16 protein-coding genes are annotated in these 17,980 nt (G+C 66.0%); all 16 read left to right on the top strand.

Translation table 11 applies throughout. The annotated features are described in order from the left end of the window. Positions 1–94: 94 nt before the first annotated feature. The 16 genes from folP (at position 95) to VN706_21870 (ending at position 17,978) form a co-directional block, all read left to right on the top strand. Entirely contained in the window at positions 95–949 is an 855-nt protein-coding gene (gene folP / locus VN706_21945) for a dihydropteroate synthase (protein ID HXT18309.1), read from the top strand. Further along, positions 922–1,746, top strand: coding sequence for a diadenylate cyclase CdaA (cdaA, locus tag VN706_21940; protein ID HXT18308.1), 825 nt, complete (start codon positions 922–924; stop codon positions 1,744–1,746). Before folP ends, cdaA begins: the two co-directional genes overlap by 28 nt. Further along, positions 1,721–3,703, top strand: a complete 1,983-nt coding sequence (locus VN706_21935; GenBank protein ID HXT18307.1) for a DUF2723 domain-containing protein — start codon at positions 1,721–1,723, stop codon at positions 3,701–3,703. Before cdaA ends, VN706_21935 begins: the two co-directional genes overlap by 26 nt. A gap of 47 nt (positions 3,704–3,750) precedes the next feature. Beyond that, positions 3,751–4,416, top strand: coding sequence for a YggS family pyridoxal phosphate-dependent enzyme (locus tag VN706_21930; GenBank protein ID HXT18306.1), 666 nt, complete (start codon positions 3,751–3,753; stop codon positions 4,414–4,416). After that, entirely contained in the window at positions 4,413–4,943 is a 531-nt protein-coding gene (locus tag VN706_21925) for a DivIVA domain-containing protein (GenBank protein HXT18305.1), read from the top strand. The genes VN706_21930 and VN706_21925 overlap by 4 nt, the downstream gene beginning before the upstream one ends. Before the next feature lie 17 nt (positions 4,944–4,960). Then, positions 4,961–5,803, top strand: a complete 843-nt coding sequence (locus tag VN706_21920; protein ID HXT18304.1) for a purine-nucleoside phosphorylase — start codon at positions 4,961–4,963, stop codon at positions 5,801–5,803. An 11-nt stretch (positions 5,804–5,814) separates the two neighbouring features. Then, on the top strand, positions 5,815–9,045 hold the full coding sequence (ileS, locus tag VN706_21915; protein ID HXT18303.1) for an isoleucine--tRNA ligase: 3,231 nt from the start codon (positions 5,815–5,817) through the stop codon (positions 9,043–9,045). 2 nt (positions 9,046–9,047) lie between these two features. Further along, positions 9,048–9,479 carry a TraR/DksA C4-type zinc finger protein gene (locus VN706_21910; protein HXT18302.1) on the top strand — a complete coding sequence of 144 codons (432 nt, stop codon included), beginning with the start codon at positions 9,048–9,050 and terminating at the stop codon, positions 9,477–9,479. Between the two features lie 7 nt (positions 9,480–9,486). Beyond that, positions 9,487–10,050: a signal peptidase II gene (gene lspA / locus VN706_21905; protein HXT18301.1), complete on the top strand. Its 564-nt coding sequence runs from the start codon at positions 9,487–9,489 to the stop codon at positions 10,048–10,050. Positions 10,051–10,061: 11 nt separating this feature from the next. Then, positions 10,062–10,640, top strand: coding sequence for a signal peptidase II (lspA, locus tag VN706_21900; GenBank protein ID HXT18300.1), 579 nt, complete (start codon positions 10,062–10,064; stop codon positions 10,638–10,640). A gap of 66 nt (positions 10,641–10,706) precedes the next feature. Then, a complete protein-coding gene (locus VN706_21895) occupies positions 10,707–11,708 on the top strand; it encodes an RluA family pseudouridine synthase (GenBank protein HXT18299.1) in 1,002 nt (333 codons plus the stop codon). Next, complete coding sequence (locus tag VN706_21890) at positions 11,683–12,201, top strand: chemotaxis protein CheW (GenBank protein ID HXT18298.1); 519 nt, start codon at positions 11,683–11,685, stop codon at positions 12,199–12,201. The genes VN706_21895 and VN706_21890 overlap by 26 nt, the downstream gene beginning before the upstream one ends. Positions 12,202–12,240: 39 nt before the next feature. Next, on the top strand, positions 12,241–12,603 hold the full coding sequence (locus VN706_21885; protein ID HXT18297.1) for a response regulator: 363 nt from the start codon (positions 12,241–12,243) through the stop codon (positions 12,601–12,603). A 45-nt stretch (positions 12,604–12,648) separates the two neighbouring features. Next, positions 12,649–14,607 (top strand): chemotaxis protein CheA, encoded by a 1,959-nt coding sequence (locus VN706_21880; protein ID HXT18296.1) that lies wholly within the window; start codon positions 12,649–12,651, stop codon positions 14,605–14,607. Positions 14,608–14,646: 39 nt separating this feature from the next. Then, complete coding sequence (locus VN706_21875) at positions 14,647–15,273, top strand: chemotaxis protein CheC (GenBank protein HXT18295.1); 627 nt, start codon at positions 14,647–14,649, stop codon at positions 15,271–15,273. Positions 15,274–15,275: 2 nt separating this feature from the next. Beyond that, positions 15,276–17,978, top strand: a complete 2,703-nt coding sequence (locus VN706_21870) for a tetratricopeptide repeat protein (protein ID HXT18294.1) — start codon at positions 15,276–15,278, stop codon at positions 17,976–17,978. Positions 17,979–17,980 lie beyond the last annotated feature (2 nt).

Here is a 17,980-nt window from a genome sequence, read left to right as displayed (position 1 = left end):
ATGGGTGTAACTGCAAAGGGCGACGGGGTACTCCGTCGCCCTTTGTCGTTTCGCCCATGCGCCCATGCGCCCATACGCCCGCTATTTTCCCCGCATGCCCTGGCACCACGCGACCGGAGAACTGTCACTCGACAAGCCGCGCATTCTCGGCATCGTCAACGTCACGCCGGACAGCTTCAGCGACGGCGGGCGATTGCGGTCGCTCGACGACGCGTTGCGGCACGTCGATCAGATGGTGAACGAAGGCGCGGACGTCATCGACGTCGGTGGTGAATCCACCCGGCCGCAGGGCGCGATTCCCGTGAACGCCGATGAAGAGTTGCATCGCGTGATGCCGGTGATCGAAGCGGTGCGGCGGGTCCACCCGGCACTGCCTGTGTCGATCGACACCGTGAAGTCCGAAGTGGCGCGCGCGGCGCTCGACGCCGGCGTCTCGATCGTGAACGACGTCTCGGCATTTCGTCTCGATCCCGCCATGGGCGCGTTGTGCGCAGAGCGCGGCGCCGGCGTGGTATTGATGCATTCGCGCGGCGGCGTGTCGGACATGGCGACGTTCACGCACGCAACGTATGGCGACGACGTCGCGGGCGACGTGGTGCGTGAGCTGAGCGCGCGTGTCGCGGAGGCCGTGGGGGCCGGGGTTTCGCGCGACTGCATCGTGCTCGATCCGGGCATTGGATTCTCCAAGCGCGGTGAACATTCTCTCGCGCTGCTGGCGGCGCTCGGCCGCGTGGCATCGTTGGGTTTCCCCGTGCTCGTTGGCGTTTCGCGCAAACGATTCATCGGGGAGCTCACCGGCGTTTCCACTCCGTCGGCGCGCGTTGCGGGCACCGTCGGCGCGAATGTCGCCGCGCTCGAGCGCGGCGCGCGCCTCTTTCGTGTGCACGACGTGAAACCCAATCGCGATGCCCTGGACGTGGCGTGGGCGATCATGGCCAGCGCCGCATGAACGTGTTCGAGCAATTGCAGCTGCTGCATCCCGGTTGGCGCGACGTTCTCGAGGTGGCGATCGTCACCGTCGTGATTTATCGGGTGCTGCTGCTCATCCACCGCACGCGCGCGATGCAGGTGCTGGTGGGCATCATCGTGCTCGCCGTGGCCTATGGCATTGCCTACGTCCTGCGGCTCGGTATGATCGTGTACTTGTTGACACTGATCTTCAGCTACGGCGCCATCGCGCTGCTCGTGGTGTTCGCGCCGGAGTTGCGCGCGGCGCTCGCGCAGATCGGACGTTCGCCGATGTCCCGGCTCTTCGGACACATGCGTGAATCGGAGATCGCCGATCAGGTGGCCGACGCCGTCGGGCGGCTGAGTCGTTCCGGGGTGGGGGCGATCATCGCGATCGAGCGGGAGGTGTCGCTCGAGGAATACGTGCAGTCCGGATCGGAGATGCAGGCGACGGTCTCCGCCGATTTGCTCGCGACGATCTTCACGCCGTACTCCCCGCTGCACGATGGCGCCGTGATCATCCGCGGCGACACGATCGTCGGCGCGGGCTGCATTCTCCCCTTGTCGCAGACGATGGCGCTCGACCGGTCGCTCGGCACGCGCCACCGTGCCGCACTCGGCCTGAGCGAAGAGACGGACGCGCTGGTCATCGTGGTGTCCGAGGAGACGGCGACGATCACCGTCGCGCAGAACGGCCGGCTCGGCCGTGATATGGCGATCGATCAGGTGCGCGAGCTCGTGTCGGGACGAACGCTGCGGCAACTGTCCCGCGATGCCGAAGTTGGCATCTCTTCCTGACGGCACTGCGTCGCGGCTTCGCATGAGCCTGGCGGCGACACAGCGACTCACCGCGTTGACCGCGGCCGCGACACTACTCGCGGTGTACGTCGCGACGCTCGCGCCGAGCGTAACCTTCTGGGACGCGGGCGAATTCATCGCGGCGGCGCATTCGCTGGGCATTCCGCATCCGCCCGGCACGCCGTTGTTCATCGTGCTGCTCAACACGTGGGCGCGGATGTTGGCGCTTCTGCCATACGCCGTCGCGACGAATCTGTTCTCGGCCGTCGCGACGGCGGCGGCGGGTGGCGTCGCCGCGTGGTTCGTCGCGCGCGCGACGGGCTCGCGCACCGCGGGCTTCGCCGCGGCGATCGCCGCCGGCGCGACGTCGTCGATCTGGCAGAACGCCACCGAGACCGAGGTGTACGCGGCGTCACTCGCGCTCGCGATGGTGTCGATCGCCGCGGCGGACGTCGCCGGGCGCACCGGGGATCGCAAGTGGGTCGCGCTGGCCGCGTACTGCCTGGCGCTGGCGCTGCCGCTGCATCTCAGCTCGCTCGTCGCCGCGCCGGTCGTCATCCAGCTCGCGAGCGAGCGCCAGGACGGCGAGCGGGATTGGCGGGCTGGCTGGGTGCTCCTGTCGGTGACCCTCTGCGTCGTCGCCATGAGTAAACTGTCAATTAGTATTTTCATAATTGGGGTGGCGGGGCTCGCCGTGTCGACGACGTTCGCCAACGCCGCCGTTCGCGATACCGTGCGCGAGTGGGTTCCATCGTTCGCCGCCGTGGCGGTGGGGGCTTCCGGACTTGCGTTCCTCCTGCTTCGCGCGCGGCACGATCCCGCGATCAACCAGGGCAACCCGTCGACGTTCGACGCGCTTGCCTACGCGGTTTCGCGGCGGCAATACGCCGTGCAGGGGATGCTTCCGCGGCAGGCGCCGTTCTGGCTGCAGATCGCCAACTGGTTCGAGTACGCGGATTGGCAATTCGGTCTGTCGCTGGCGCCGACCGTGATCCCCAATGCGGCGCGCATTGCCGCGACCGTCGTTTTTGCGTGCCTCGGCGTCGCCGGCAGTCGCTGGCATCGCGCGCGCGACCGTCGGACCTGGCGCGCGACGCTCCTGCTCTTTCTCTGCGGCTCGCTCGGCGTGATCGTCTATCTCAATCTCAAGGCGGGTACATCGTTCGGCTGGCAATTCGTGCCGAACGCCGACAATCACGAGGCGCGCGATCGCGATTACTTCTTCGTGCTTGGCTTCTGGGCGTGGGGATTGTGGGCGGGCGCGGGTGCGGTTGCTCTCGCACGCCGACTGCGGTGGCCGGCGCCGCTGGGCGTTCTCGTCGCGGCGCTTCCCGTCGCGCTCAACTGGAGCGCCGTCTCGCGTCGTTCGATGCCCGAGGCGGCGTTGCCGCGCGCCGTCGCGCTGGCACTGCTCGAGCCGCTCCCGCCACGGTCGGTGCTCTTCGTATCCGGCGACAATGACACCTATCCGCTCTGGTACGCCCAGCAGGTCGAGCACGTGCGACCCGACGTTGTTACCGTGACACTGCCGCTGCTTGGCGCGGGTTGGTACCTCGAGGAGCTGCGCCGCCGGTATGGTCTCATTGGTCCGAGTACCGAGCGCATTGCGGCGATGGCCCGAGGGCAGGGCCGCCCGGTCGCCGCGGCAATCACGGTCGACGCGGCCGAGCGCGAACCGTTGGCGATCAGTTGGACGCTTTTGGGCCATGTGGCAATCGACGCGTCCAGCTTGGACCCTTCAAAACAGCATTTGAAGGTTATGTCGATCGACCTGGCTGCCACGAGACGCGCGGCTCAGTGGGTGGATTCGTTGTTTCACGGGCGCGATGTCCGGCCGTCTACCGATCCGGTGAACGAGTATTTTGTGAACGTCCTTTCCTGTCCGCGCACAGTGCTCGATCCGGCGTCGGCCAAGGTCCAACTCGCTTCCCTTGATTCACTCTGTAACTTACGGTAACTTGGTGTCTTATGCCGTTTTCTGACCTCCCGGAACGGCTTCGAGAGGTGCGCGATCGAATCGAGGCAGCGCGGCGCCGCGGCGGTCACGGCCAAGCCGTCACGATCGTGGCGGTCACCAAGACGCACGGCCCGGATGCCGTTCAGGCGGCGTACGACGCCGGGCTTCGCGACGTCGGGGAGAATCGGGTGCAGGAAGCGCTTCCCAAGATGGATGCGACCACGGCGCCGGTGCGCTGGCATCTCATCGGACATCTGCAGCGGAACAAGGTGAAGGCCCTCCCTCGCTTCGATCTCCTCCATTCGCTGGACAGCGCCCGGTTGGCCGACGCGGTGAACGAGCTGGACGCGCCAAATCACCAGGCCACGGTTGTGCTCGTGCAAGTGAACGTGGCCGGTGAAGAGACCAAGGGCGGTTTCGAGCGTCCCGAGTGGCGTGCCGAAGCGGAACGGATGCGCGGTCTCACCAACGTCACCGTTCGCGGCGTCATGACGATGGCGCCGCTGAACGCCGACGACCGTATCTTGCGAAACGTCTTTGCCGGAACGCGCGAAGCGCGGGACATCTTCCGCGCCGCGGGACATCCGGCCACTGAGTTGTCGATGGGCATGTCGAACGACTACGAGGTCGCGGTCGAGGAAGGCGCGACGCTCATTCGGCTCGGTACGATTCTCTTCGGAGCGAGAGAGGGACCAGAGGTGCCTAACGCATGATGGACGAGACCTTTCATCTCACCCCCCTCGACGTTCGCCGATATGAGTTCGGTAAAGCGTTGCGCGGCTACGATCCCGATCGCGTCGAGCAGTTTCGCGAACAGGTTGCCGAAGAGCTCGAGCGGCTCTCGCGCCTGAATCAGGATCTGGACGCGAAGGCGCGCGGTTTTCACGAACAGCTCCGCGCCTTTCGCGAGCGCGACAAGGCGATCAACGAAGCCCTGGTTTCCGCGCAGCAGCTGCGCGGGGAGATCCGCGAGCAGGCGGACAAGGAGGCGCAGCTCGTGGTCCGCGAAGCGCGCGCCGAGGGCGACCGTTTGATCGACGAAGCGCGTGCCGAAGTGCGGCGGATGGAGGACCAGCTCGCGTCGCTCGATCGCGCGCGCCGCGCCTATCTGGCGCAGATCCGCGCGCTCGTCGAGCGCCAACTCTCGGAGATCACGGCCGCCGAGCAGACGCCTGGCAACGATGCCGCGGTGCGTGATGGAAACGCGCCGGCCTGGATGGGATCGCTCGTCAAGGAATGACGTCGACTGCGTATTCGGTGGGAGCCACGCTCCCGGTCGCACTGCATTCGTCCGCGTCGATCGAGCGGGCCGCTGCCGTCGTGCGTGAACGGTTCGCCCGTCGGCCCGACGCGGCGATCATCCTCGGCACCGGCCTCGGCCGCCTAGCCGCGGACATCGAATCGCAGACGGTGATCGAGTACGGCGACATCCCGGGGTTTCCGCTGTCGACGGTCGAGTCGCACGCCGGCCGGCTCCTCTGCGGAACGCTCGGCGGAAAAACGGTGATCGCCATGCAAGGGCGATTTCACCGGTATGAAGGCTACTCGCTGCAGCAGGTCACGTTTCCGGTGCGCGTGCTGCGCGCGCTTGGGGCGGACACGCTCATGGTGTCGAATGCGTGCGGCGGATTGAATCCGCTGTGGAGCGCGGGCGACGTCATGCTCATCGCCGACCACATCAATCTGTTGGGCGACAGTCCGCTCATCGGCGCGAATGATGACGCGCTCGGGCCTCGGTTTCCCGATCTCTCGGCGCCGTACGATGCGTCGCTGCGCGCACGCGCGCGCGAGGTTGCTGCCGAAAAACAGATCGCGTTGCGCGAAGGCGTGTACGTCGCGGTCGCGGGGCCGAATCTCGAGACGCGCGCCGAGTATCGTTTTCTGCGCGCGATCGGCGCCGACGTGGTGGGAATGTCGACGGTGCCTGAAGTCCTCGTGGCGATTCACGGCGGCATGCGCGTGCTTGGCTTATCGATCATCACCGACATGTGTCTCCCCGACGCGCTCGAGCCGGCGACGCTCGAGCGGATCCTTTCGGTCGCGAATACGGCGGAGCCGAAGTTGACCGAAGTGGTGAAGGGAGTCCTCCACGCTCTATGACCGCGTCGCCAATGACGAAATACCAACCGTTGCCGCCGGAGCGACCGGCCGACGAGGTCGAGCGCGAGCTGCTCGCGCGGTGGGAAGAAGAAGATCTCTTCCACCAGACCCTCGCCGCGCGCGAGGGCGCGCCGAATTTCGTGTTTTTTGAAGGCCCGCCGACCGCGAACGGCAAGCCGGGCATTCATCACGTCTTCTCGCGCACGATCAAGGATCTCTTCTGCCGCCACCGCGCGATGAAGGGCTTTCGCGTCGAGCGAAAGGCGGGGTGGGACACGCATGGCCTGCCGGTGGAGATCGAAGTCGAAAAGCAGCTCGGCATCAGCGGCAAGCAACAGATCGAAGCGCTCGGCGTCGCCGAGTTCAATCGCCTGTGCCGCGAGAGCGTGTTCAAGTATCGGAGCGATTGGGAGAAGCTGAGCGCGCGCATGGCGTACTGGCTCGACTACGAGCATCCGTACGTCACGTACACGCACGACTATGTCGAGAGCGTGTGGTGGTCGCTCAAGACGCTGTTCGACAAGAATCTCTTGTATCGCGGGCACAAGATTCTGCCGTATTGTCCGCGCTGCGGGACGGCGCTGTCGAGCCACGAAGTCGCCCAAGGGTACGAGGACGTCGAGGACCCGAGCGTTTATATCGCGCTGGAGTTGGGCGGCGACGAGACCGCGCCCATCGCCCGACGCCCATCGCCCATCGCGCGACGCATTCTCGTCTGGACCACCACGCCCTGGACGCTCGTCTCCAACACGGCGCTCGCCGTGCATCCCGATCTCGACTACGTCGAGCTGGTGCGCAAGGAGGGCGAGGATCAGAGAACGCTCATCCTCGCCGAGTCGCGCGTGCAGGCGGTGTTCGGCGGCGACTATGAGAATCGCTGGAATTTCGTTGGCCGGCTCAAAGGGGCCGAATTGGTCGGAACGACCTACAAACGGCCATTGGACTGGCTCGACTATCCCGCGGGCACCAACCACGAGATCATCGTCGGCGAAGACTTCGTCTCGGCGGACGACGGCTCGGGCGTCGTGCACATGTCGCCGGCGTTCGGCGCCGACGACTATGCGGCGGGCCAGCGGCACAATCTCGCGTTTCTGCAGCCGGTCGGCGCGCGCGGTGAATTTCCGTCGTCGATGCCCGTCGTCGGCGGCGAGTTCGTGAAGGATGCCGATCCGCTCATCATCGAAGAGCTCAAACGCCGGGACGTGCTCTTTCGCGCCGGGCGGATCACGCACTCGTATCCGCACTGCTGGCGCTGCGGCACGCCGCTCCTGTATTACGCGCGCTCGTCGTGGTTCATTCGCACGACCGCGATCAAGGACGCCATGCTCGCGCGCAACGCGCGCGTGGATTGGCATTCGCCCGCCATCGGCGAAGGGCGTTTCGGCGAATGGCTCAAGAACAACATCGACTGGGCGATCTCGCGCGACCGATACTGGGGCACGCCGCTGCCGGTGTGGATCTGCGACGGCGACGCGTCGCACGTCGAGTGCGTCGGAAGTTTCGCGGACCTGGCCGACAAGATCGGCGCGCCGCTGCCCACGGACTTCGATCCCCACAAGCACCACGTCGATCGCTATACGTGGAAGTGCCGCGCGAACGGCTGCGGCGGCACGATGCGCCGCGCGGCGGAAGTCATCGACACGTGGTACGACTCCGGCTCCATGTCGTTCGCGCAGTGGCACTATCCATTCGAGAACGCTGATACGATCGCGACACAGTTCCCGGCCGATTTCATCGCCGAAGGCGTCGACCAGACCCGCGGCTGGTTCTATTCGCTGCTCGCGATCGCCACGGCGCTTGGGCCCGCGCTGCCGAACAACAGCGACCGGTCCGGGGCGTCGCCGTATCGCGCCGTCGTCGTCAACGACATGGTGCTCGACGGCGAGGGGCTCAAGATGTCGAAGAGCCGCGGCAACATCGTCGATCCGTGGGCCGCGTTCGAGCGTCACGGCGTGGATGCGGTGCGCCTGTTCCTCATCGCGGCGAGCAATCCCTGGGTGCCGCGGAGCTTCGACGAGAAAGTGCTGGCCGAGCAGGCGGGGCGCTTCGTGCGGACGTTCAAGAACGTGTATAGCGGCATCTTCGCGCAATACGCGAATTTCGGCTGGGCACCCTCGGACGACGATCCGGCGCTGGCCGACCGGCCGGCGATCGACCGCTGGATGATTGCGCGGCTGGCGCATCTCGAACACACGGTCGACGAGGCGTTGGAGCAATACGATGCGACCACGGCCGCGCGGGCGATCATCGAATTCGTCGACGACGATCTCGCCAACTGGTACGTGCGGCTGAATCGCTCGCGCTTCTATGAAGTCGACAGCGACGACAATCGCGCGGCGTTCGCGACGTTGCACGAGGTGCTTGCGTCGGTGTGCCGGCTGCTGGCCCCGTTCGCGCCGTTCGTGAGCGACTGGATCCATCGCGAACTGACCGGCGAGTCGGTGCATCTGGCGCCGTTCGTGGCGCCGCGCCTCGTGGCGGTGGATGCGACGCTCGACGTCGCGATGCAGGCGATTCGGACGCTGGCTCGCCTGGGCCGCGCGGCGCGCGAAGAAATTGGGATCAAGGTGCGGCAGCCGTTATCGCGAATGGTGTGCGTGGCGCCGAACGTCTCCGAGGCCGCTTTGGCCCCGTTCGTGTCCCTGTTGGCCGCGGAACTGAACGTGAAGCAGGTCGAGTTTGCTACGTCGGGTGACGCGCTCGTGACCCTCGAAGCGAAACCGAATTTCCGTTCGCTGGGTAAGAAGTTCGGCAAGCGTACGCCGTTGGCCGCGCAAGCGGTCGCGGCGTTCACGAGCGATGACGTGCGGGCGTTCGAGCGGGGCGAGCCGCTCGTTGTTAGCGTTGAGGGCGAGTCGCACGAGCTTGGGGTTGACGACCTGACGATCATTCGCCGAGCGTCGGGCGCGTTGGCGGTCCAGGAGGACGCGGGATTTTTCGCCGCGATCGATCCAACGATCACGCCGGAATTGAAGAAAGAGGGGTACGCGCGGGAGTTGATTAGCCGGGTACAGCGTATGCGAAAAGAGTCGGGGTACGCGGTCAGCGACCGGATCGTGTTGACCGTGGCGGGCGGCGCGGACGTCAAGGCTGCGATCGACGCACACGGTGCGTGGATCGCGGATGAAGTGCTGGCTACCGAGCTCGTGTTCGCGGGAGATGGGGCGGAGAGTATCACGAACGGCAACGCGATCGATCTCGACGGGATCACGGCCCACGTGGCCATCACCAGGATACAGTAGCAATGCCGACAGCGAACAGCGCCAATAGCGCGAGCGCCAAGAAGCCGAAGGGAATGACCAAGAAGATGCTGCAGCACTTCGAGAAGCGGTTGCTCGAGGAGCGGAAGCGCGTGCTCAAGGAGCTCGGTCGCAACGACGAGGCGTTTGGTGCGACGCCGCAGTCGGCGGACGGTGATCTGAGCAGCTACTCGTTCCATATGGCCGATCAAGGGACCGATGCCATGGAGCGCGAGAAAGCGTTTCTGTTCGCGAGCCAGGAAGGACGATTCCTTTGGCACATCGACGAAGCGCTGCGGCGGTTGATTCGCAATCCGGAAACCTTCGGCCGATGCCATCAGTGCGGCAACGAGATCGCCTTCGAGCGCCTGGATGCGCTTCCGCACGCCCGCTATTGCATCGACTGCAAGCAGCGTGAGGAAGATGCCAAGAAGTAGCAGTGGTATGAGCGGCTTTGGCGGTAACGGCAGTCCGTCGGCGAACGGGGGTTTGTTCTGGCCGGTGCTGGTGCTCGTGACCGCGGTGGATTTTTGTACGAAGGCAGTTGCCGCGTCGCGCCTTCTGCCGCAGGGCCTGCCGCACGCGGTCTATGGGGAGTGGATTCGATTCACGCTGGTGCACAATCCCGGCGCGGCGTTCGGGCTGCACGTGGGGCAGTACTCGCGGTGGATCTTCATGCTGCTGACGATCGTCGCGCTCGTGATCCTCGGCCGGCTCTACGCGTCGACGCGCCCGGGAGATGTCGTGCGCACGCTGTCGCTCGCGCTCGTGTGCGGCGGCGCCGTCGGCAATCTGCTCGATCGCATTCGCTCGCCGTTCGGCGTCGTCGATTTCATCGACATTGGCTTTGGCGATTCGCGCTGGCCGACGTTCAACATCGCCGACATGGCGGTGAGTCTCGGCGCGTTCCTGCTGGCGTGGGTGTTGTGGGGCGAGGACGCCGACACGGACATGGTTCGCGTTCCGGCGCCCGCGACCGTGACGGGCGAGCCGCGGGAGCTCACGTAAGCCAAGGCCTCATGACCAGTCCCGCCATTCGTCAGCCCGGTCGCAGCACGAACGGCCGCGTGTTCTGGTCCGCGGCCGTCCTCGTTCTCGTCCTCGACATCGTTTCAAAGATGCTCGCGGTGCGCCATCTCATGCCGCAGCACATTCCGCACGACATCATCGGCAGCGTCGTGCGCTTCACGCTGGCGTTCAATCCGGGCGCGGCGTTCAGCATGTGGTTGGGCCCACACTCGCGTTACATCTTCGGCGCGTTCGCGGTGATCGCGCTGGTGATACTGTGGCGGCTCTATCGCACGACGCTGCCCGGCGACATGGTGCGCGTGCTCGCGCTCGGGCTGGCGTGGGGCGGTGCGGCGGGTAATCTGCTCGACCGCTTCCGTAACGCCGAGGGTGTGGTCGACTTCATCGATATCGGCGTCGGCACCTGGCGTTTCTGGACGTTCAACGTCGCGGATTCGGCGGTGACGATCGGCGCGTTGCTGCTAGCCTTCGTGCTGTGGCGCGAGGATCGGCGCGAGCTGGCGATGCAGGCCGCGGAAGCGGCGGCGCGGGATTTCGACCCCGGCGAGACGGTTCCGGCGAAAGAGTAGCTTCACCCGCGCGTCGAGAAGAAGATCGGGTCAGGATGACATGGGTGCGAGTATCTTTCCCGCCCCATGCCGACCCATACCCTCGACACGCCTGATGATGCGCCTCGCCTCGACCTGCTGGTCGCCGGCGCGCTCGATCTCTCCCGGAACCAGGCGGCGACGCTCATTGCCGAAGGGCATGTGCTGGTTGACGGCCGGCGGGAGAAATCGGCGTACCGGGCTCGACCAGGAGAAAAAGTAACCGTCAATATCCCGGAACCCAGGGGTATCAAGGTCGAAGGCGAGGACATCCCCATCGACGTCGTCTACGAGGATGACTCCGTCCTGGTCGTCAACAAGGCCGCCGGGATGGTCGTGCATCCGGCGCCCGGCAACTGGTCCGGGACGCTCGTCAACGCGCTCAAAGGGCGCGGCGGCCCGCTTTCCAAGGGTTCCGAGGGCTCCGAGGCTTCCGAGGAAGGACGCGAGGGAATCGTCCATCGCCTGGACAAGGAGACGTCGGGCCTCCTTTTGGTCGCCAAAACCGACCGGGCGCATCGTGTCCTCGGCGCCGCGCTGCAAGCTCGGAAAATCGTGCGGCGGTACGCCGCTCTCTGCTGGGGGCATCTGACCGACGACCGTGTCACGATCGAGAAGCCGGTCGCTCGGGATCCGCGAGACCGAAAGCGCATGGCAATCGTCAGTACCGGACGGTCTGCGAGGACCGATTTGACTCGTCTCGCGCGCTTCGACTCCGCGGATCTGCTTCGGGCACATCTCTTTACGGGACGGACCCACCAGATCCGAGTACATCTCGCTTCGATCGGGCACCCGGTCGTCGGCGACGACACGTACGGCGGAGGTGGAGGGCGAAGGTTGGTAAATCTCCCCTCGCGCCGACACTTCTTACATGCTGCGTGGCTGGTCTTCCGTCATCCTGAAACGGGGGAGACGATCGACCTGCGCGCGCCGCTGCCCGAAGATCTGCACCGCGCCCTCGCGGCCGCCGCCGGCCCCGACGTTTCGATTACCGACCAGCAGCACGCCAACCCGCTCGAGTTCTTTGGATTCTACAACGTCGACACCTGATCTCATTGCTGCTTCCGCGCTGCTCTTTCGCGTGGGGGCGAATTTGTACGGGTGTGACATCAGTGCCGCGCAGGAGATCATTCCGCTGCGACGCATCACGCGCCTTCCCGGCGCGCCGCCGTTCGTGCGCGGGCTGATCAACATGCGCGGCACCATCGTCACGGTGCTGGATCTCGGGATGCGGCTCGATCCATCGCGCGCGCCCATCACCGACGGATCGATTCTGCTGGTGCGGCATCGCGAGCGACTGGTCGGTTTGATCGTGGAGGAAGTCGCGGATGTGCGCGCGCTGGACGTCGAGCCGCGTGAGGAGGGCATTGTGCGCGGCGTGGCGACCGTCGGTGACGCGGGTGCGGAATCCGACGAAGGCGTCGAAGCCGTCGAAGGCGCCGAGGGCAAGGACGGCATGGCGGCCGATTTATCGGATGGCGAGCGACAGGCAGTCGTGCTGCTGGATCTCGAATTCTTATTCAAGCAAGTCCTGCTGTCGTAGGATCGTCGGCGGGAAGACAGGCACTCCAGGGAGGCGTACTTGAGCCACACCGTTCTGATTTGTGACGACGCGATCTTCATGCGCACCATGGTCGGCGACATTCTGCAGCAGGCGGGATTCGAGATCGTGGGCGAGGCCGAGACCGGCGTGCAGGCGGTCGAGAAGTATCAGCAGCTGCGTCCCGACCTCGTGACGATGGACATCGTCATGCCCGACATGGGCGGGATCGACGCGGTGCGCGAGATCTGCAAGCTCGATCCGCAAGCGCGCATTCTGATGTGCAGCGCGATGGGTCAGCAGGCGCTCGTCGTCGAAGCCATTCAAGCCGGCGCGAAGGACTTCGTCGTCAAGCCGTTTCAACCCAGCCGCGTCCTCGAAGCGGTTCAGCGCGTACTCGGCTGAGCGCGGTGCAACGCATTCGCATGCCGGCCGAGGGTGTGACGTCTCGTGGATAACGAGCAGTACGCGGAGCTATTCCTCACCGAGAGCCGCGAGCACATCACCGCGGTGAATCAGGCGCTGCTCGAGCTCGAGCAGGGCGGCGGGGGTGCGTCGGCGACGGCGGCGGTGGGCGCGATCTTCCGCTCCGTCCACACGATCAAGGGCATGGGCGCGACGATGGGCTACGCCATCGTCGCCGAGCTCGCGCACGAGCTCGAGACCGTGCTCGATCGTGTGCGGCGCAACGAGCTCGCGATCGACGGCGACGTGACCGACGTGTTGTTTCGCGCGGCCGACGTCCTCGAGCAAGCGGTCGAAGCCGCGGTCGCCGGACGCGAAGGCGCGGTCGTCACGACAGAGCTCGTCGAGCGACTGCGCGGCATGGTCGAGCACGAGGCGGGCGATGAAGGGTGGACGGTCGACGCGCCGCCGGGCGACGGCACGCTGGTGCGCGTGCGTCTTGCGCCCGACACGCCGCTCAAGGGCGTGCGCGCGTTCATCATCGTGCAGGCGCTCGGGCGCATCGGCGAAGTGACGGGCACCGAGCCGCCGCTCGAGGAAATTCAAATCGACGGCTTCGATGCGGATTTCGCGCTGCGTCTGTTGACGCCGTCGGGCGCCGCCGACATCGATCGTGTCGCGCGCAGCGCCGGCGATGTTACGGACGTGCAGGTCGGAGAGGACGAGGAGCATGCGGCGGCGCAGGCATCCGCGCCCATCGCCGCCGCGCCCCGCTCGCCGACGCCGACGAGTGTCGCCGCCGTGCCGCAGGGCGGGGCAGGTCCAGGTGCAGTTCCAGGTGCGCCTGCAGCGGCGCCGGCGCGGTCGGTGCGCATCGACGTGCGGCGGCTCGACAACTTGATGAATCTCATCGGCGAGCTGGTGATCGCGCGCGGACGCTTGACGCAGCTCGCCGCGGAGATCGGCGATGCCGCGCTCGAGGAGACCGTGTCGCAATCGTCGCGGCTCATCACCGAGCTGCGCGACGAAATCACAGCCAGCCGCATGGTGCCGGTGTCGCACGTCTTCGATCGCTTTCCGCGCGTCGTGCGCGACGCGGCGCGTGCGGTCGGCAAGCAGGTCGAGTTCATCGTCGAGGGCAAGGATATCGAGCTCGATCGCTCGATGCTCGACGAGATCGGCGATTCGATCGTGCATCTGCTGCGCAACTCGATCGATCACGGGCTCGAGATGCCGGCCGTGCGTGAAGCGGCCGGCAAATCGCCTGTGGGCCGACTGACGCTCAGCGCCGTCCGCGATCGCTCGGCGGTCGTGATCAAGGTGAGCGACGACGGCAAAGGCATCGACCGCGACAAGGTCCTGGCGCGCGCGAAGCGCGATGGGCTGGTCGACGAGCACAAGACGGATCTGAGCCCCGACGAGCTGCTGCGACTCATCGCGCGGCCGGGGTTTTCGACGGCGGAGAAGGTCACGGATCTCTCCGGTCGCGGCGTCGGCGTGGATGCGGTGTACACGCGCGTTCGGTCGCTCGGCGGTGCCATGGACATTCGGTCGGTGCAGGGACAAGGCACGACGATGCTCCTGCGTCTGCCGCTCACGCTCGCGATCGTGCGCGCGTTGCTGGCGCGCGTCGCCGACGAGACGTACGCCATTCCACTCGTGCACGTGAACGAGACGATCGAGCTCACAGCCGATGTGGTGCGAACGGTGAAGGGGCGTGAGGTGCTGCTGGCGCGCGACGAAGTGCTGCCGCTGCTTCGTTTGCGTTCGCTCGTCGATTTGCCGGCGTATGAGCCGCGCAGCGACATCGATCTCGAACAGGTCGTGGTGATCGACGTCGGCGATCGTCGGGCGGGGCTCGTGATCGACGAGCTGACGGGCCAGGAAGAGATCGTGGTGAAGCAGTACGATGCCGTGCACGATGGGCCGACGTTCTTCGGCGGTGCCACGCTGCTCGGCGACGGCACGCCGTCGTTGATCGTCGATGTGAGCAGTCTGCTGTGATGCGTGTGCGTGGTGTGGTTACTCCTCTTTGAGGAACTCATGGACGATCTGCGGAGTCTGAAGGCCATTCAGCTCGACGCGCTGCGCGAGGTCGCGAACATCGGCGCTGGTCATGCGGCGACGGCGTTGTCGCAAATGGTCGGTGAAACGATCATGATCAGCGTGCCGACGATCAACGTGTCGCCGCTCGAGGATGTCGGGCCGGAAGTCGCGGCGCCCGACGAGCCCGTGGCGGCGGTGTTGATGCACATGCTCGGGGATCTCACGGGCCGCACGCTGCTCGTCTTTCCGCGGCGCACGGCGCGGCGGCTGGCGGGCATGTTGATGCGCCGCCCGGTCGTCGATCCGGACAGCGACGAGTTTTCGGAGATGGATCAGTCGGCGATCAAGGAAGCCGGCAACATCCTGAGCTCCGCGTACATGAACGCGCTCAGCGATTTCATGGGGATGATGCTCCTGCCGTCGCCGCCGGCGCTGGCGGTGGACATGTCGAACGCGGTGCTGACGACGACCTACTTGCAGTTCGGTTCCGACCGGGACTACGTGTTCTGCGTCGAGAGCGAGTTCTACATGAACGACACCGACGAGAAGCTGCGCGGATTCTTCCTGTTGCTTCCCGATCCCGCCTCGCTGCAGGCCATTCTCAAGGCTGTCCGCGTCGCTTGATCATGGTGCTGACCTCCGAACGCGATCGCGAAGTTCTTCGGTCGTTCGCCCGGCGGATCGATCCGTCGGACGCGGGGGCGCACAACAACCTCGGCGTGCTCTATTACAACAAGGGCCTGTACGCCGAGGCCGTCGCGGCGTTCATGAAGGCGCTGGAGCTCGATCAGAAGATGGAGGTCGCGCAGCGCAACCTCGAAGTCGCGTACTTCAACACCGGTTATTACGATACTAGAATACCAGAACTGAAAGACCGCCTGCGCCTCAAGCCCGACGACCGCGACGCGCGCTGGGAGCTCGGCCGCACGTTCTCGCTGCTCGGCCAGCAGGACGAGGCGGCCGAAGAGTTTCGGTCGCTGCTCCAGTTCAATCCGACCGACGTCGGCGCGCTCCTGCAGCTCGCGCTGGCGGAGAAACTGTCGGGCGACATCGAGCGCGCGCAGTCGTACGTCGAGCGCGCGCTCTCGCTCGATCCCGACAGCTCGCTGCTGCATTTCACGCTCGGCGAAGTGCTGTATCATCGCGGCCTGAACGACGACGCGCTGCGCGCGCTCGAGCGCGCGATCGAGCTCAATCCCGAGAATCACGACGCCTTGTATCTGATGGGCTTCGTGCTCGGCGACATCGGCCGGCACACCGACGCGCAGGCCGTCACGCGGCGCGCGATCAAGCTCAACCCGGCGCTGTCCCGCGCGCACGCCAATCTCGCGATCGATCAACAGCGGCAAGGCGGGATCGCGCGGGATGCCGCGCAGCTGCCCGACGCAAAGCGCGAGCTGCAGGTCAGCGGTGAAAGCCAGCTCGCGCAGTACAATCTCGGCCTCGCGTTCCGCAGCAAGGGCTACTACGCCGAGGCGCTGCGCGAATACGCGAAAGCGTTGGAGCGCGGCGAAGAGCGGGACCTCGTGCTGCAGGCGATGGCCGAAGTGCATTTGCTCATGCGACAGCCGAACGAGGCGCTCGCCGTGTACGAGGAGCTTCTGCACCGGCAGTCGCAGAGCCCCAAGCTGTGGAGCGAGCACGGCGTCGCGCTGCATCAACAAGGCCGCTACGCGGAAGCCGCCGAGAGTTATGCGCGTGCGCTGCATGTCGAGCCGGGGTATGCGATCGCGCAAAACAATTTTGGGGTCGCGCTGTATCACAGCGGCGACGTCGATGGCGCGATCGCGGCATTTCGGCAGGCGCTCGATGGGCAGCCGACGTTCGTGAAGGCGCGCCTCAACCTGGCGCTGCTCCTGTGCCGCGGAAAGCGCTTTCCGCTCGCGCTCGACGCGTATCGCCAGGTGCTCACGACCGAGGCGGAGCATCCCGTCGCGTGGAACGGCATCGGCCTCGTGCTGACGGAGCTGCGCAAGTTCGAGGATGCGCGCAATGCATTCGCCCGCTCGATTCAGGCGCGTCCGGACTTTGCCGAAGCGCATTACAACATGAGCTTCACGCTCTCGAATCTCGGCGACTTCGAGGGCGCGTTGCGTGAGACGAAGCGCGCCTTGGAGCTCGATCCGTACTACGTCGCGCAGAAGTTCGAGCTGGCGATGGACGTCGAGTACGAGGATCCCGATCTCTCGATCCAGCCGGATTTGGGCGGCGAGCGTCCGACCGATACGGCCGTCGCCGATTTCAACTTCGATCCGCAGTCCCTCGACACGCTCTTCACGGAGTTGACGCCGGCGCCGACGCCCGCCACGCCGACGCCTGCACGCAGCACGGAAGCGTCGCCGTTCGCGATGGCGGCCGATTACCTGTCGAAGGGCTTGTACGACCGCGCGTCCGCTGAGATCAATCGCGCGATCGGCCGTGGTCACGCGCGCGCCGATGGCATGGCGTTGCTCGGCGACGTGTTCGCGAAACAAGGATTGTTCGGCGAAGCGCTCGAGCGCTATCGCGAAGCGCTGCGGTTGGATTCCACACGCCGTTCGGCGCGTGTGGGCGAAGCCTGGTCGCTCGTGCGACTCGGACGCGCGCTCGAGGCGCGCCCGATCGCGGAACGTCTGCTCGACGAACACGGTGACGATCCCGACGTGCTCATGCTTGCGGCGACGGCGTGTGCGGAAGCGGGTGATCCCGCCGCGGCGCTGGCGCTGCTCGATGCCGCGCGGCGCGTGGCGCCGATGCGGGCCGACGTGCAGCAAAAGGTGGGCGACATCGCGCGTTCGCTCGGCGACAACGAAGGCGCGATCGCGGCGTACCGTCACGCGCTCGAGCTCGATCAGGATTTCGCCGTCGTGCGCTTCCATCTTGCCAAGCTCCTCGAGGCGAAGGGGAATACGCGCGAAGCTGAGCAGGAGCTCGTCGCGGCGCTCGATGCCGTGCCGACGTACGCTGAAGCCACGCTCGAGCTGGCGGGCCTGCGGCGGCGCATTGGCCGGACGTCGGATGCGCTGTCGCTGTTGATCGATCTCCTGCAGCGCGATCCCTATCATTTCGACGCGTTGATCGGACTCGGCGAGACGCTCTTGACCCTCGGTCGGAAGCGCGATGCGATCCACGCATTCGCGCGCGTGCTGCGGTTCGATCCGACGCACGTTGGCGCGCTGTTTCACGAAGGGACGATTCTCGCCGAGCAGCGCCGGTATCGCGATGCGGTGCAGCGGTGGGAGAAAGTGCTCGCGCTGGCGCCGACGAGCGACTACGCCCGTCGCGCGCGCCGCGAGATTCGCACGGCGAACGACCTGCAACGCGTCTTCGGCGCGCGCGGAGCCGCATAGCC

The sequence above is a fragment of the Gemmatimonadaceae bacterium genome (assembly GCA_035606695.1).
GTDB lineage: Bacteria > Gemmatimonadota > Gemmatimonadetes > Gemmatimonadales > Gemmatimonadaceae > JAQBQB01.
The sequence above is the reverse complement of the archived record's forward strand: the minus strand, read 5'-3'. Positions and strand labels throughout refer to the sequence as shown.